Annotated in this window: 11 protein-coding genes; 6 read left to right on the forward strand and 5 right to left on the reverse strand. The window is 55.0% G+C overall.

Annotation, left to right across the window (positions count from 1 at the left end; all coding sequences use genetic code 11):
• Positions 1-42: 42 nt before the first annotated feature.
• Together sbcC and sbcD are read right to left on the reverse strand one after the other, a co-directional pair.
• The gene (gene sbcC / locus SC206_RS13925; RefSeq protein WP_332738035.1) at positions 43-3,297 is read right to left on the reverse strand and encodes an exonuclease subunit SbcC; all 3,255 of its coding nucleotides are present in this window, start codon (positions 3,295-3,297) and stop codon (positions 43-45) included.
• On the reverse strand, positions 3,294-4,550 hold the full coding sequence (sbcD, locus tag SC206_RS13930) for an exonuclease subunit SbcD (RefSeq protein ID WP_332738036.1): 1,257 nt from the start codon (positions 4,548-4,550) through the stop codon (positions 3,294-3,296). Before sbcD ends, sbcC begins: the two co-directional genes overlap by 4 nt.
• A gap of 220 nt (positions 4,551-4,770) precedes the next feature.
• On the opposite strand from sbcD, the gene phoB reads away from it, so the two are divergent.
• The 5 genes from phoB (at position 4,771) to proY (ending at position 11,824) form a co-directional block, all read left to right on the forward strand.
• The gene (gene phoB / locus SC206_RS13935) at positions 4,771-5,460 is read left to right on the forward strand and encodes a phosphate response regulator transcription factor PhoB (RefSeq protein WP_332738037.1); all 690 of its coding nucleotides are present in this window, start codon (positions 4,771-4,773) and stop codon (positions 5,458-5,460) included.
• Positions 5,461-5,533: 73 nt separating this feature from the next.
• Complete coding sequence (phoR, locus tag SC206_RS13940) at positions 5,534-6,823, forward strand: phosphate regulon sensor histidine kinase PhoR (protein ID WP_332738038.1); 1,290 nt, start codon at positions 5,534-5,536, stop codon at positions 6,821-6,823.
• A gap of 247 nt (positions 6,824-7,070) precedes the next feature.
• Complete coding sequence (locus SC206_RS13945) at positions 7,071-8,171, forward strand: cobalamin-independent methionine synthase II family protein (RefSeq protein WP_332738039.1); 1,101 nt, start codon at positions 7,071-7,073, stop codon at positions 8,169-8,171.
• Between the two features lie 752 nt (positions 8,172-8,923).
• Complete coding sequence (brnQ, locus tag SC206_RS13950; protein WP_332738040.1) at positions 8,924-10,243, forward strand: branched-chain amino acid transport system II carrier protein; 1,320 nt, start codon at positions 8,924-8,926, stop codon at positions 10,241-10,243.
• A gap of 183 nt (positions 10,244-10,426) precedes the next feature.
• Positions 10,427-11,824: a proline-specific permease ProY gene (gene proY / locus SC206_RS13955; protein WP_332738041.1), complete on the forward strand. Its 1,398-nt coding sequence runs from the start codon at positions 10,427-10,429 to the stop codon at positions 11,822-11,824.
• A 129-nt stretch (positions 11,825-11,953) separates the two neighbouring features.
• Here the strand turns inward: proY and ggt are convergent, their stop codons facing one another.
• From ggt to SC206_RS13970, 3 genes are all read right to left on the reverse strand, one after another.
• A complete protein-coding gene (ggt, locus tag SC206_RS13960; protein ID WP_332738042.1) occupies positions 11,954-13,729 on the reverse strand; it encodes a gamma-glutamyltransferase in 1,776 nt (591 codons plus the stop codon).
• A 226-nt stretch (positions 13,730-13,955) separates the two neighbouring features.
• Positions 13,956-14,558: a peroxiredoxin C gene (locus tag SC206_RS13965; protein WP_045046026.1), complete on the reverse strand. Its 603-nt coding sequence runs from the start codon at positions 14,556-14,558 to the stop codon at positions 13,956-13,958.
• Between the two features lie 130 nt (positions 14,559-14,688).
• Complete coding sequence (locus SC206_RS13970; protein ID WP_332738043.1) at positions 14,689-15,270, reverse strand: ACP phosphodiesterase; 582 nt, start codon at positions 15,268-15,270, stop codon at positions 14,689-14,691.
• A gap of 300 nt (positions 15,271-15,570) precedes the next feature.
• Between SC206_RS13970 and queA the strand changes: the two genes are divergently transcribed.
• Positions 15,571-16,641: a tRNA preQ1(34) S-adenosylmethionine ribosyltransferase-isomerase QueA gene (gene queA / locus SC206_RS13975; protein WP_332738044.1), complete on the forward strand. Its 1,071-nt coding sequence runs from the start codon at positions 15,571-15,573 to the stop codon at positions 16,639-16,641.
• The last annotated feature ends 22 nt before the right edge of the window (positions 16,642-16,663 follow it).

Genomic DNA, 16,663 nt, shown 5'->3' on the forward strand with positions numbered 1-16,663 from the left:
AAAGAAACGGCCACGTGATTATCGCGTGGCCGTTTTCATTTATTACCCTTCGACTTTAAATCTATTATCCAGCCGACTAATTCCCAATCCGTTGACCTTCCTGACTTTTATCTGCACCGGAATTCGGTCTTTCATTGCCTCGACGTGGCTGATGACGCCAATCGTCTTGCCGCTGGCGTTGAGGCTGTCGAGCGCATCCAGCGCGGTGTCCAGCGTGTCGGCGTCAAGCGTGCCAAAACCTTCGTCGAGGAACAGCGAATCGATACGGGTTTTGTCGCTGACTAAATCGGACAGCGCCAAGGCCAGCGCCAGACTGACCAGAAAACTTTCGCCGCCCGACAGCGTGCGGGTGTCGCGTACGGCGTCGGCCTGCCAGGTATCGACCACTTCAAGCTCGAGGGCGTCGCTGGTTTTGCGTTGCAGGAAATAGCGCCCATGCAGCTTATCCATCTGTTTATTCGCCAGATAAACCAGATGCTCCAGCGTCAGTCCCTGAGCAAAACGACGGAACTTGGCGCCGTCGCTCGAGCCGACGATATGATTGAGATAGCTCCAATCGTCGTGCTGCTCTTGCGATTGAGTAATCTGCGCAAACAGCGCCTGCTGTCCGCTTTGACGCTGTTTATCGCTCTCCAGCTGGCTGCGTAATTCGCCCTGACGCAGCTGCAACGCGCGCAGCTGCTCAGCGAGCGTCGTAAGCTCCGCTGTCAGCGTAGCGATGGCGGTATGCTGTTCGTCGATCCCGTCCGGGCGGTTTTGAAGATGTTGCACCAGCTGTTCGGCGGATTGCAGCAACAGCGCCTTGCTGCGGGTTTGCTGCTGCTGAAGGTTTTCTTTCAGCTGTTGCAGCTGAAGGCGTTGATTGTCATCGATCAGCGCCGCGATCACTGCCTGTTCGTCAGTGAATTCACTGTCGGCAAGTGCTTGTAACCACTGATTTTTGGCCTGCTCGAGCTGCGTTTCGCCTTGCTGCTTTGACTGATTCAAACTGACTAGCTGGCCCGCGAGCTGGTCGAGCTGCTGCTGAACCGACTGTAACGCCTGTGCCGCCTGCTCGCGCTGTTGCTCGGCGCGCTGCTGTTGCTGGCGCAGCTGCTCGCGAACCGCAGTAATCTGCTGGTCGCCAAACAATTCCGCGCGCTGGGTGCGAAGCTGGGTAAAAAGTGTATGGTTTGCAGCCAGCTGCTGCTCGAGCGCCGCGTTCTCAAGCAGGCCGTTGGCCAGACTTTTTTCCAGCGTTTCACGGCGTTCGTCGAGCAAAATAGTTTGCTGTTGCACCTGCTGCTGCGACTGCTGCGCGGCGTACAGCGCCTCTTTGGCGCGTTGCACGGCAAGCGCGGCGGCGTGATGCTGGGCAACAATCTGCTGAGTTTGCTGCTCTTGCCGATCGCTGTCGTGCAGCCAATGTTGCAGCGTGTCGGCCTGTTGCAGGGAGACGTCTGGCGAGAGCGCGGGGCGGGCCGTTTGCCACTGTTCGAGATAATCAGCCTGCTGTTTGCCGTCTTGCTCAATGGCCTGTTGCAGTCGCTGCTGCTGCTCCTTCAAGGCTTCGGTGCGGGTGCGCAACTCGGTGCCGGTGGTTTGCAGCGCCTCCGTTTGCTCCTTCAGTTTATCGCGCCGTTGCTGAGTGGCAGAAACGCTAACGGCTTGATATTCCTCAATAGAAGGATGCGTCGTCGAGCCGCAGAGCGGGCAGGCATAGCCGGTTTGCAGCCGCGCGCGCTCGGCTTCGAGGCTGACAATATGCTGCTCCTGCGCCAGAATTTTTTCGACATCGGTCAGCTGCTGTTTCTGCTGCTTGTACTGTTCGCGCGCGGCGTTGAGGCGCGTTTCACACTCGGCCAGCTCGCTCTGTCGGGTAATAAATTCCTGCTGCTGGCGGGCAAGGCGCTGGTTAACCTGCTGATAAAGCGGCAATAAAGTGGCAAGTTTTAAACGGGCAGGGCGTAATTCGACTAAATTAGCCAGCTGCTGGCGCTGCATTGCGATGGGAGATTCTGTCTCTAGCGCGCTTTGCTGACGCGTTTGCGCGTCGAGCGCGGCCAACAGCGCTTTTTCCTGCGTCTTGAAAACCGACGTTTTTTCGCTGAGCGCCGCGTGCTCGGCGGTCAGCTGGTGGAAATTCTGCTCAAGCTGTTGATGCTGCTGCTGGCGTTTGGTTTGATCCTGCCGATCGGCGTTGAGCTTTTCCTGCAAGCTCGAGATCCGATGGTCCAGCGGCAGGATCTGCTCTTCAATCAGTTTTTCCTGCTGCTGCCGTACATCGCCTTGATTTTTCTGCGTTTGCAGGGCGCTTTCTAACGCCTGCGCCAGCGGAGTCAGGGTGTTTTGCAACTGCTGCTGGTGAGCATTCAGCTGGCTGATGTGGGCATGAAGCGCCTCCAGCGCCTGCTGCTGACGCGTTCTTTCATTCAACAAAGGGCGCAGTTTTTCGGCGGGTTCGGCACGCGCCAGCTGTTGCAGCTGCGGCAAAGCCTGCTGCGCCTGCTGCTCGGCGGCGTCGAGTTGCTGCTGATATTGCGCATGTTTTTGCTGTTCGCCGTGCCACTGCTGCAACCAGTTCAACCCGCGTTGCTGCTGCGCCGACTGGGCAAGCTGGCTTTTCTCCTGCTCCACAAGCTGGACGAGTTCCTGCTCCAACCGCTGGCGCTGCTCGTCGCTCAGCAGTTCGATGCCCGCCGCGCGCTGGTGCAGCTGGTCGAGATCGACCCTTGCCTGCTTGTGCCGCTCGAAAACCTGCGCCGACAGGCGGCCATAAATCTCCGTGCCCGTCAGCTCTTCGAGCAAATCGGCGCGTTCGTTAGGTTTGGCATTAAGGAAGGCGGCAAACTGACCCTGCGACAGCATCATCGATTTGGTAAAACGGCCAAAATCCAGCCCCGTCAGCTCGGCGATGGCGGGCAGTTTGTCGCGCACCTTGTCAGCCAGAATCTTGCCATCGGCGATTTGTGCCAGCTCGACTTTGGGCGCCTGTAAATTGCCGGTCGGCGAATTGCCCGCGCGACGCTGGCTCCAGAAGGCGCGATAGCCGACACCTTTGACCTCAAATTCCACCTCGGCCAGCGATTCGGAGGTGTGACGAGTCATCAGCTCGTTTTGCGTGGGCGAAACTTCGAGCCGTGGCGTTTTGTGGTACAGCGCCAGACAAATCGCGTCGAGCAGGGTGGTTTTCCCCGCGCCGGTCGCGCCGGTAATCGCAAACAGCCCGTTGCTGGCAAAAGGCTCGGCGGTGAAATCAATCTTCCATTCGCCCTGTAGTGAATTAATGTTTTTTAAACGCAGCGAGAGAATTTTCACGGCTTGACCCCATCTGCCGACGTGATTTCGTCCGCGGAATAGTCGTGTTCAACCTCTTCAATCAGCTGGGAAAACAGCGTACGAATCCTTTGCTGACGGCCTTCTTCGGCCGTAGAGTCCTGCGCCAGACGGCGTTCAAATACTTCACTCACGCTGAGCTCCTTAAGCGTCTCTTTTTCCTGCTGCAACAGGCCCTGCATTCTTTGCTCTTTACTGCGCCGAAGCAGCACCACCTCGACCGGCAGCGGATCGGTGAGCTGCTGAATGCGGCGCTGAATATCGCTGAGATAATCCTGCGTGGCGACCTCGATATCCAGCCACACCACGGGGCCGTTTTCGCGCTGTTCGTAGGCCAGCAGCTGCTGTTCGATTTCGATCAGCGTGCCGCGAATAATTTCCATCGGCTGGGTGCGCGGCACGAATAATGGTTCGACTGAATTCAGCGTAGCGTCTGTAAAATCAAGCAGATAAACACTTTTTTCATTGCTCGCTTCATCAAAACTTAGCGGAATAGGCGAGCCGCTGTAGCGAATGTGTCTGGTTTTGGCAATCTTCTGCGCGCGATGAATGTGGCCAAGCGCCACGTAATCTGCGGGCGGAAAAGCCTGCGCAGGGAAGGCGTCGAGGCTGCCGATATAAATGTCGCGCACTGAATCGGACGTGGTAACGCCGACGGTGGTCAAATGCCCCGTCGCGATAATCGGCAGCGCGAGGCCGAGCGCGTCGCGCTGTGCGCAGGCCGCCTGATACAGCGCCGAATAATGTTGCGTAATGGCTTCCTGTAGCGCCAGCTGCTTGTCATTACCGGACTCTCCGGCCCGGCTCGCCAGCAGGTCACGCGGGCGTAAAAACGGGATCGCGCAGAGGATCGCGCCGGGTTTTCCCTGTCGATCGTTTAAAGTAATGACCTGACGCGCCAGATCTTCGCCGACAGTCGCGATCACCTGCGTATTCAGGCAGGAAAGCAGCTCGCGCGATTCGTTGAGCGTAGCGACGGAATCATGATTACCGGCCAACACCACCAGCTGACAGCCGGTGCGCTGAAGATTGACAATAAAACGGTTGTACAGCTCGCGCGCATAGCTCGGCGGCGAACCGGTATCGAAAATATCGCCCGCGACGATCACCGCATCAACCTGATGAATCTCGACCTGCGAGACCAGCCAGTCGAGAAAGGCCTGATGTTCCGGCGCGCGGCTTTTGGTAAAAAAGTACTGACCAAGATGCCAGTCGGAGGTGTGTATCAGTCGCATGAGGGTCTCGCGGTAGCGGTAACAGGCGGCAAGTATAAACGGCCTGCCTAGCCGCTGTCGTTGGAAAAACGTTGCAGCGACAATCGTCTGCGGCAAATATGACAGTGTGACGAGCCAATGTTGCACGGCGGATTTTTATTCATAAATCTGTCACAAAACTGACGCATAATGACCGCCGAAATCAAAATTAAGTACGCTAACTTATTGGCAGGCTATCAAAATGGCTAGACGCATATTAGTTGTGGAAGATGAAGCACCGATCCGTGAAATGGTCTGTTTTGTCCTTGAGCAGAATGGTTATCACCCTGTTGAAGCCGAAGATTTCGATTCGGCCGTCAATCTCCTGATTGAGCCTTATCCCGAGTTAATTTTACTCGACTGGATGTTACCCGGCGGTTCCGGCATTCAGTTTATCAAGCATCTTAAACGCGAAGCGCTGACCCGCGACATTCCGGTCATGATGCTGACCGCGCGTGGCGAAGAGGAAGATCGCGTACGCGGGCTGGAAGTGGGAGCCGACGACTATATTACCAAGCCGTTTTCACCTAAAGAGCTGGTCGCGCGCATTAAAGCCGTCATGCGCCGTATTTCACCGATGGCGGTGGAAGAGGTGATTGATATGAAAGGGTTGCTGCTCGATCCCTCTTCACATCGCGTGATGGCCAATGAATTGGCGCTCGACATGGGCCCGACCGAATTCAAACTGCTGCACTTCTTTATGACTCACTCCGAACGCGTTTACAGCCGTGAACAATTGCTTAACAATGTCTGGGGCACTAACGTGTACGTGGAAGACCGCACGGTAGACGTGCACATTCGTCGCCTGCGCAAAGCGCTGGAAAGCAGCGGTCACGATCGCATGATTCAGACGGTTCGTGGAACAGGCTACCGTTTCTCCACCCGTTTCTAGATTCTTGACCCTGGCCTTGTCCCCGTACTTTTTATTCTAAACAACAAGGCTTCACTCACAGCGGAGATACTGTGTGTTAGAACGATTGTCGTGGAAACGGCTGGCGGGCGAACTGTTTATGTTCTGCTGTCCGGCACTCATTCTTGCCATCTTTATCGGCTACCTGCCGTGGCTGTTATTGGCGTCGCTGGTTGCGGCGTTAGGCTGGAACTATTTTAACCAGCTTAAACTTTCCCACTGGCTGTGGCTCGACCGCAGTATCACACCGCCCAGCGGATTATGGAGCTGGGAACCGCTGTTTTACGGCCTCAATCAAATGCAGATGCGCAACCGGCGCAGAAGGCGCGAGCTGGCGCTGCTGATCAAACGCTTTCGCAGCGGGGCCGAATCGCTGCCTGACGCCGTGGTGCTGACAACCGAAGAGGGCAATATTTTCTGGTGTAACGGACTGGCGCAACAGCTTCTCGGTTTCCGTTGGCCTGAAGATAATGGCCAGCATCTGTTTAACCTGCTGCGTTACCCCGAGCTGCGACTGTGGATCCAAAGCCAGGATTTCAGTCGTCCGCTGACTCTCCAGCTTAATAATGGTCATTGGGTCGAGTTCCGCGTGATGCCCTATTCCGAAGGGCAACTGCTGATCGTCGCCCGTGATGTGACCCAAATGCGCCAGCTCGAAGGCGCACGGCGTAACTTCTTTGCCAATGTCAGTCACGAGCTGCGCACGCCGCTGACGGTGTTGCAGGGTTATCTGGAAATGATGGATGACGATTCGCTGGAAGGGCCTTTCCGCAGCAAGGCGCTGGACACCATGCAGGAGCAGACGCGGCGCATGGAAGGATTGGTCAAGCAGCTGCTGACGCTGTCTAGAATCGAAGCGGCTACTAACATAGACCTACAGGAAAAGGTCGATATTCCGGCCATGCTCGGCATGTTGGAGCACGAAGTGCAAACGCTGAGCAATGGCCGCCACCAGATTACCTTTACTGTCGATGAGCAGCTCAAGGTGTTTGGCAATGACGATCAGCTGCGCAGCGCCGTATCGAATCTGGTTTATAACTCGGTTAATCACACGCCGACCGGCACGAAAATTGACGTTCGCTGGCAACAAACGCCGCAGGGCGCGCAGTTTGAGGTTAGCGACAACGGCCCCGGTATCGCCTCACAGCATATTCCGCGCCTGACCGAACGCTTTTATCGCGTCGATAAGGCCCGTTCGCGCCAGACCGGCGGCAGCGGATTAGGTTTGGCAATCGTAAAACACGCGGTAAATCATCATCATGCACAGCTCAATATTTCCAGTGAGCTTGGAAAAGGCACGCGCTTTACCTTTACGCTGCCGCCGCGTTTAATTGTCGGACGTTAAGATTAATAAATTGATTACGGGAAATTCTGACGCCCGATCATGAATTTTTTTCAAGTAAGATGAAAATTCTTCGTTTTGTGATGAACTCCTTTCATGGCAGGATAGCCTTAAAGCCGTTTAGACATCCAGATGTCTAAATGTCACTCTCAGTAATTATTAACATTGTTAACTAATTATTCCGAGTTGAGGCGTCCTTATTCATCTAGTGCCTTGATGCCTGCCATCGAGGCTATGCCAGGAGTTCATTATGTCTGTTACCAATCCTGTTTACCGCGCCGAAGTTGTCGGCAGTTTCCTGCGTCCAGAAGCGCTGAAGTTGGCTCGCCAGCAGTTTAAAGCGGGCGAAATCGATGCTGCACAGCTGCGCGCCGTGGAAGATACTGAAATTCGCCGCGTGGTTGAGCTGCAACGTGCAGCCGGTTTGCAAGTGGTCACTGACGGTGAATTCCGCCGCGCGTGGTGGCACTTTGACTTCTTTGAAGGTCTGCAAGGCGTAGAAGGTTACGATGCCGAGCAGGGTATTCAGTTTAACGGCGTGCAGACGAAATCCCGTAGCATCAAAGTGGTCGACAAGATTGCCTTTGGCGAGCACGAGATGGTGGAGCATTTCCGCTTTTTGAAAAGCATCAGCGGTGACGCAGTGGCGAAAATGACCATTCCTAGCCCGAGCGTGATGCATTTCCGTTTCAATCGCGATGCAGTAAAAGACGTGTATCCAAACATCGAAGACTATTTCGATGACTTGGCGCAGGTTTATCGTGATGCGATTCAGGCTTTCTACGCCGCAGGCTGCCGTTATCTGCAACTAGACGACACCGTTTGGGCCTATCTGTGCTCCGAAGACCAGAAAAAGCAGATCATCGCCCGTGGCGATACGCCGGAAGGATTGGCAAAAACCTATGCTCGCGTGCTGAATAAGGCGATCGAAGGCAAGCCGGACGACCTGATCATCGGCCTGCACGTCTGTCGCGGTAACTTCCGTTCGACCTGGATTTCCGAAGGTGGCTACGAGCCGGTGGCAGAAGTGCTGTTTGGCGGCGTGAATATCGACCGTTTCTTCCTGGAATATGACAACGAACGTTCAGGCGGTTTCGAGCCTCTGCGTTTCATCAAACCGGGTCAGCAGCAGGCGGTTCTCGGCCTGATCACCACCAAAACCGGTGATCTTGAGCTGGCAAAAGATGTCGAGACGCGTATCAGAGAAGCGACGGAATATCTGGATATCAAACAGATCTGCCTCAGCCCGCAGTGTGGTTTTGCTTCAACGGAAGAGGGTAATAGTCTCACCGAAAAGCAACAGTGGGATAAACTCAAACTCGTCGTCGATCTCGCCGCCAAGATTTGGTAACGCTGGATCTTTCGAACCACAGATGCGTTGGCTTCCTTCGCCCACCCCAGTCACTTACCAATGTAAGCTCCTGGGGATGAGCTTAGTCGCCGCCTTCCTGTGATTCGAAATCTCTGCGCTTGGATGCGGTGACGCTGGATCTTTCGAACCATAGATGCGTTGGCTTCCTTCGCCCACCCCAGTCACTTACCAATGTAAGCTCCTGGGGATGAGCTTAGTTGCCGCCTTCCTGTAATTCGAAATCTCTGCGCTTGGATCGAGATGTTTGATTTAAAAAAGATTATAAAAATGGGCGTAATTGCTAAATAAACGTTGCCCAAGTGATCATTATCTCCCGAATAATTGTGCGTGAAATGACCCTAATCCGGTTGTTTCGCGCACTTTTCATTTCTTTAAAGCTCGAAATGGGCATTTGTTGCTCATTAATCATACGTATCATGTGATGATTTATTGTCTATATCCAGTGTATATTACTGTTCAGGGTTTTAAATCCAGTTGAAGACTCTGCTTTTGGGATCAAGACTTGCCTTCATACACTATAAAAGCGTACCTTAGCGCCGCTGTCATTGGCATCACCCCTGCATAACTACGTCTTAATTTTACTCTCGTCAGGCGTTTTCAGCTCTCTCTGGATTGATGGAATGGGCCATTGCCGCCCGCCGGAATCAAGAGATTTCCTCAGAGTTTGAGTCGGGTGTCAGGGGCAGTAGTGGACACTTTTATTCATTTGCACAGGCATCACGGCATCTATCATGAGTCATCGTTTAACAACCAAAGATATTCTGGCATTAGGTTTCATGACCTTTGCCTTATTCGTCGGCGCAGGGAACATCATTTTCCCGCCGATGGTCGGCTTGCAGGCTGGTCACCACGTCTGGTGGGCCGCGCTCGGCTTCATGATAACGGCCGTGGGCCTACCCGTGATCACAGTGATTGCGCTGGCTCGCGTGGGCGGCGGCATTGATGCACTCAGCACGCCAATCGGCCGCAAGGCAGGTTTGCTGCTGGCGACGGTTTGCTATCTGGCGGTAGGTCCGCTGTTTGCCACGCCGCGCACCGCAACGGTTTCCTTTGAAGTTGGTATCGCGCCGCTGACAGGCGATGGCGCCATGCCACTGCTGGTTTACAGCCTGATTTACTTCGTGCTGGTGATCGGTATTTCGCTCTATCCGGGCCGTTTGCTCGACACGGTGGGCCATATTCTGGCGCCGCTGAAGATTTTTGCGCTGGCCGTGCTGGGTATCGCCGCCGTGCTGTGGCCTGCGGGTCAACCTTTGCCACCAACGCCCGCTTATGAAGCTGTGCCGTTCTCCAACGGTTTTATTAATGGTTATCTGACCATGGATACGCTGGGCGCGCTGGTATTCGGCATTGTTATCGTTAATGCGGCGCGTTCACGCGGCGTAAAAGAAGCCAAGCTGCTGACTCGTTACACTATCTGGGCGGGCCTGATTGCGGGTCTGGGCCTGCTGCTGGTCTACCTCAGCCTGTTCAAACTGGGTGTTAACACGGCGTCGCTGGCTCCTCAGGCGCAAAACGGCGCGGTGATTCTGCATACTTACGTGCAGCAAACCTTCGGCGGCGTGGGCAGCTTCTTCCTGGCGGCGCTTATCTTCATCGCCTGCATGGTGACGGCGGTAGGCCTGACCTGCGCCTGTGCCGAGTTCTTCGCGCAGTATCTGCCGCTCTCTTACAAGACGCTGGTATTTATTCTGGGCCTGTTCTCAATGCTGGTCTCAAACCTTGGCCTGAGCCACCTGATTCAGATTTCGGTGCCGGTGCTGACCGCCATTTATCCGCCGTGTATCGTGCTGATTCTGTTGAGTTTCACCCTTCGCTGGTGGAATCATTCGACCCGTATCATCGCGCCGGTCATGCTGGTGAGCCTGATTTTCGGTATTATCGACGGCCTGAAAACCGCGGACTTTGGCAGCATTCTGCCAGCGTGGACGATGCAGCTGCCGCTGGCAGAGCAGGGGCTGGCCTGGTTGCCGCCTTCTGCTATCGTCCTGCTGCTGGCCGTAGTGTATGACAAGGTGAGCGGCGCGCGTAACGTCACCGCACATCAGTAATGCGCGCTTGCTGGATGTCCGCGCGTTGCGGCATCGGGATTGATTAAGCTTCCGCCAATTAAGGCCACGGACTCGTTTCCGTGGCTTTTTCGTTGGCAGAGGATAGCGAAGGGCTTTATCTCTCGTTTAACGAGGCCCTGGTTATCCGTTTTTAGACTGCGCTTTATGATTTGGAATTTTTAAATGCAACAATCTCTAGAAAATCAGTCGGCAGAAACGCCCCAAAACACGCTTAAACGCGGATTAAGCACCCGTCACATTCGCTTTATGGCACTGGGTTCCGCCATCGGGACCGGCCTGTTTTACGGCTCGGCCGATGCTATCAAAATGGCGGGGCCAAGCGTGCTGCTGGCGTATCTGGTCGGCGGGATTATTGCGTTTATCATCATGCGCGCGCTGGGCGAGATGTCGGTCAATAATCCGCAAAGCGGCTCATTCTCGCGTTACGCACAGGATTATCTTGGGCCGCTGGCGGGTTACATCACCGGCTGGACCTACTGTTTTGAAATCCTGATTGTCGCCATTGCCGACGTCACGGCGTTCGGCATTTATATGGGCGTCTGGTTCCCGGACGTGCCGCACTGGATGTGGGTGCTCAGCGTGGTGCTGATTATCGGCGGCATCAACATGATGAGCGTCAAGGTATTCGGCGAGCTGGAATTCTGGTTCTCGTTCTTTAAAGTGCTGACCATTATGGTGATGATTGTCGCGGGCTTCGGCATCATTATCTGGGGCATTGGTAACGGCGGCCATCCGACCGGCATCAGTAATCTGTGGAGTCACGGCGGCTTCTTCGCTCAGGGCATTATGGGCACCGTGCTTTCATTGCAGCTGGTGATGTTTGCCTACGGCGGCATTGAAATCATTGGGATTACTGCCGGTGAAGCGGATGACCCGAAGACCTCGATTCCGAAAGCGATCAACTCCGTACCGTGGCGTATTCTGGTGTTTTACGTCGCTACGCTGTTTGTGATCATGTCTATTTTCCCGTGGGATCAGGTGGGCACGCAGGGCAGTCCGTTCGTGCTGACGTTCCAGCACATGGGCATCACCGTCGCGGCCGGTATTCTGAACTTCGTGGTGATTACTGCTTCGCTGTCGGCGATTAACAGTGACGTGTTTGGCGTGGGGCGCATGCTGCACGGCATGGCGCAACAGGGTCAGGCACCGAAGATGTTTGCCAAGGTTTCGCGTCGCGGTACGCCGGTAGTCACCGTGCTGGTGATGATGGCCGCGCTGCTGGTGGCGGTCTATCTCAACTACATCATGCCGGAAAACGTCTTCCTGGTGATCGCCTCGCTGGCGACCTTCGCCACCGTGTGGGTGTGGATTATGATCCTCTTCTCGCAGATTGCCTTCCGTCGTCAGCTGAGCCGTGAGCAGGTTGCCGAGCTGGCGTTTCCGCTGCGTGGCGGCATCGTGACTTCCGTTATCGCGATTATCTTCCTGTTCTTTATCATCGGCTTGATTGGTTATTTCCCGGATACTCGCGTGTCGCTGTACGCGGGCGGCGTCTGGGTTGTGGCGCTGCTGCTGGGCTACTGGATTAAATCTCGTCGCGCTCCTCGCGTCACGCCTTAATCCGCAGAGATAAAAGTAGAGTAATAAAAAAGGAGGTAAGCACTCGCTTACCTCCTGATGCTTGCAGCGTCTTAACTTTCCACACGCTGTTCGTCAGCTTTCTCTTAATCGCTAATAGCTAATAGCTAATTAATAACCGATTGCTGCACCCGCTGGACGACGCACGTCGTTGGCCCCGTAAAGATAGCCTTCACGCACTTTCCCCGACACTGCCGCGTCATTGCCCGAGCTTTGTGGCGTCACGCCCGCCGCACCCGGCAAGCCCACCATAATCAGCTCCGCCGCGCCCCAAGGGGTTTGCTCGACCATCTTGTAACCCATTTTCTGTAGCAGATTCAGGCTGTCGGCCGACACGCCGCGCTGCTCGTAATACACTTCGTCCGGCAGCCACTGGTGGTGGATGCGCGGCGCGTTGACGGCTTCCTGCGGAGGCATGCCAAAATCAATCACGTTAAGCGCGGTTTCCAGCGTAATCGTGATGATGCGCGACCCGCCCGGCGAACCGAGAACCATAAAGGTCTTGCCGTCTTTAGTGATTAAACTCGGGCTCATCGACGATAGTGGGCGCTTACCCGGGGCGATGGCGTTACGGCTGCCCTGCACCAGACCGTACATGTTTTTCTCACCGACTTTGCTGGTGAAATCGTCCATTTCATCGTTAAGGAAGAAACCCGTGCCCGGCGCAATTTCAATCGATCCAAACAGGCCATTAATGGTGTAAGTGGTTGAAACGGCGTTGCCCATTTTATCAACGATGGAATAGTGGGTCGTTTCCGGCTTCTCGTGCGGCTCCATGCCCGGCTCAACCTGCGTCGACGGCGTAGCTTTGTCGGCTTCGATTTTTTTGCGAATGTCGGCGGCGTAGCTTTTGCTCAGCAGGCGATCGACAGGGTTATTCACAAACGCCGGATCGCCGAGGAAGGTGTTGCGGTCCATGTAGGCGTGGCGCATCGCTTCGGTGAGGGTGTGAATGGAGGCCGCCGAGTTGAAGCCCATGCTCTTGAGGTCGTAACCTTCAAGGATATTCAACGTTTCACACAGCGTGACGCCACCGGAGCTTGGCGGCGGCGCGGAGACAAACTTGTAGCCGCGATAGCTACAGGTTACCGGCGCGGTTTCGGTCACTTTATAGTTGGCGAAATCGGCTGCGGTAATAATGCCGCCGCCTTTTTTCGATGCGGCTTCGACGGCGGCCGGAATTTTGCCTTTATAGAAGGCGTCGGGGCCGCGTTTTGAAATCGCTTCGAGCGTGTTGGCGAGATCGCTCTGAATCAGCTTGTCGCCCGGTTGCAGCGGCGTGCCATCCTTGCGCAGGAAGATTTTTGCGACTTCAGGTTCGTCTTTGAATTTTGCGGTTTTGGTATCCAGAATATCGGTGTCAGCGCGGGTCAGCACAAAGCCCTGTCGCGCCAGTTTGATTGCCGGTGCCATGACCTGCGCGCGGCTCAGCTTGCCGTATTCGCGCTGCGCGTGGTCGAGACCCATCACCGTGCCCGGCACGCCGACGGCCAGATAACCGTAGAGGCTGGCGCCTTTCTTGATGTTGCCCTGCGCGTCGAGATACATGTTGGCGCTGGCCGCGGCGGGCGCCATTTCGCGGAAGTTGATAAAGGTGTCTTTGCCGTCGGCGAGATGCACCGTCATAAAGCCGCCGCCGCCGATATTACCGCAGCACGGATTGACCACGGCTTCTGCGTAACCCACCGCCACGGCGGCATCGATAGCGTTACCGCCTTTCTTGAGAATGTCGACGCCAACCTGTGAGGCCAGATACTGCGACGTCACCACCATGCCGTTTTTGGCTTCGACCGCCGGGGCCGAGGCGGCAAGAACCGAGCCGCTCACCAGTAGCGCCGCGAGCGTCAGCGGCACCGTTAACGGTTTTTTCCATTGATTTAAAAACATGTGATCTCCTGTCGTACCCTGTCAGTCTTAAGTGCGGAAAAATTTCCAAAAAAACGAAATAACATCAATAAGCCCCTATGTTATTTAACATTTTTTAGAGAAAGGCAAGCAGCAGAGTGTGAAGAGCAGGGAAGGGAGGAGAAAGTGTGGAACGGGTACCAATAAAAACGGCCAGCATAAGCTGACCGTTAATGTTAACGCTGTTGAGCTCGCGCCCGAGGGTCGATTACAGACCTTTAGCGTTTTCAGACAGGTAAGAAGCCACGCCGTTTGGTGATGCGTCCATACCTTTTTTGCCTTTTTCCCACTGCGCCGGGCAAACTTCGCCGTGCGCTTCGTGGAATTGCAGCGCGTCAACCATGCGCAGCATTTCGTCGATGTTACGGCCCAGCGGCAGGTCGTTAACAACCTGGTGACGCACGATGCCTTTATCGTCGATCAGGAAAGAACCACGCAGCGCAACGCCCGCTTCAGGGTGTTCGATGCCGTAGGCTTTCTGGATTTCACGCTTGATGTCAGCAACCATCGCGTATTTCACTTTGCCGATGCCGCCGTTCTCGACAGGGGTGTTACGCCATGCGTTGTGAACGAACTCGGAATCGAAGGAAATACCTACCACTTCAACGCCTTTAGACTGGAAGTCTTCGTAACGGTTGTCGAAAGCGATCAGCTCTGATGGGCACACGAAGGTGAAGTCCATCGGCCAGAAGAATACAACGGTCGCTTTGCCCGCAGTGTGTTTTTTGAAGTTGAAGTTATCAACAACTTCGCCGCTGCCAAGTACAGCTGCTGCGGTAAAATCTGGGGCCGGACGAGTTACCAGAACCATAACAATTCCTTTCTAGTAGATAAGTAAATGAAGGGGATAATAATTTCGGTGTCAGTATAAGGGCATTGTCAGGGGGTTTAAACCCTGCCGCACCAATCGATCAGATAGCATTCGACTATCAAATTGTGATCTAGATCTGCTTATTGCTTGCATGCAGCATCATTGACGGGTAGAAGGCCCAAAATTGGCGTTCCAGCAGTGGATAATTGCGTTCAACGTCTGAAAACGAACCCGCCAAGGCGGACAATTTAGGTCGGCGATTGGCCATGCCTTGCAAAACATTCTCTATAAAGGAGAGATCTGCGTAGCGTTCCATCCAGCGTTGCGACCATAAATAGCCGTTGAGATTGCGAAAACGCTCGGGCGTGTCGTCGAGATGAGGCGCGATCGACAGGCGACACTGTTCGATAAAATCGGGCAGGGGCGTGCTGGGGCAGATGACGTTCCAGTGGCGCGACAGGAAGTGATCCCAGACCACATCCAGCGTAATCGGTGCCACGCGATGATAATCGGCGCTGAAAAAAGAGCGGGCAACTTTAACTTCGGGCAGCGTGTCGGTCATGACATCGACGCGGCGATGCATGCGAATACCGCTGACAACCTCGGCAGAATAAAGGCCGTCAGGATTGCCGCGTACGAAGTCCGCCATCAGGTTTCCGAGAAGCGAACTGTCGGCCAATTTGGCCAAATGAAGGTGAGCGAGAAAATTCATCCCCGCAGTATACCCTGATTATCATCAAGAATACCTGCAGGCTTGTGCAAAGAATCTTATTAATTCGGGCGAAAGCTTGCAGGTGCAACCCACTCCACTTAGACTAAGCGCGCCTAAATTTTGGATAAAATTTTTATCCTTTATACTTCGTACCGCAGATGCGTTAGCTACGCTCGCTCACCCAGTCACTTACCTCTGTAAGCTCCCGGGGATCCACGCGCTCGCCGCCTTCCTGCTGCACGAACTATTTTGGATAGGTTTTACACTGTTTTTTATTTCGTTTAAGTGGAAATGTAAGCTATGCGCGTTGCCGATTTTACCTTCGAACTTCCCGAGTCCCTGATTGCCCGCTATCCGCAGAGTCAGCGCAGCGGATGTCGTTTATTGTCTCTGGATGGGCCGACCGGTGAACTGGCGCACGGCGTTTTCACTGACGTGCTCGACAAGCTGAATCCTGGCGATCTGCTGGTGTTCAACAACACCCGCGTTATTCCTGCGCGCGTTTTTGGTCGCAAGGCCAGCGGCGGTAAAATTGAAGTGCTGGTCGAGCGCGTGCTGGATTCGCATCGCGTGCTGGCTCACGTGCGTGCCTCGAAAGCGCCGAAGCCAGGCGCCGAGCTGCTGCTGGGCGATGCCGAGAACATCAAGGCGACCATGGTCGCGCGCCACGACACGCTGTTCGAGCTGCAATTCAATGAAGATAAAGATGTCTTCACGCTGCTCGACGAAATCGGCCACATGCCGCTGCCGCCTTATATCGATCGCCCCGACGAAGACGCCGACCGCGAGCTTTATCAAACGGTTTATAGCGAGCGTTTAGGGGCCGTTGCGGCGCCAACCGCCGGTCTGCATTTCGACCAGCCGCTGATGGACGCGTTAAAGGAAAAGGGCATCGAGTTTGCCTTCGTCACGCTGCACGTGGGCGCGGGCACCTTCCAGCCGGTGCGCGTCGACACCATTGAAGAACACGTGATGCACGCCGAATACGCCGAAGTGCCGCAAGACGTTGTCGACGCCGTGCTGGCCTGCAAAGCGCGCGGCAATCGCGTTATCGCCGTCGGTACCACCTCCGTTCGTTCACTCGAAAGCGCCGCCAAGGCCAGTGAAGACGCCCTGATCGCGCCGTTCTTCGGCGATACCAGCATCTTTATCTTCCCGGGTTACGAGTATCAGGTGATCGACGTGCTTATCACCAATTTCCACCTGCCAGAGTCCACGCTTATCATGCTGGTCTCGGCCTTTGCCGGCTACAAAAACACCATGCACGCCTATCAGCAGGCCGTGGCCAAGCAGTACCGTTTCTTTAGTTACGGCGATGCGATGTTCATCAACCGTAACCTGCTGGCGCCCCAGGAAGTGGTGGGTCAGTAAGTAAGTCATTTTAAACAAGGGG

Origin of the sequence: Rouxiella sp. T17 (assembly GCF_036663475.1) — a bacterium.
Classification (GTDB): Bacteria; Pseudomonadota; Gammaproteobacteria; order Enterobacterales; family Enterobacteriaceae; genus Rouxiella.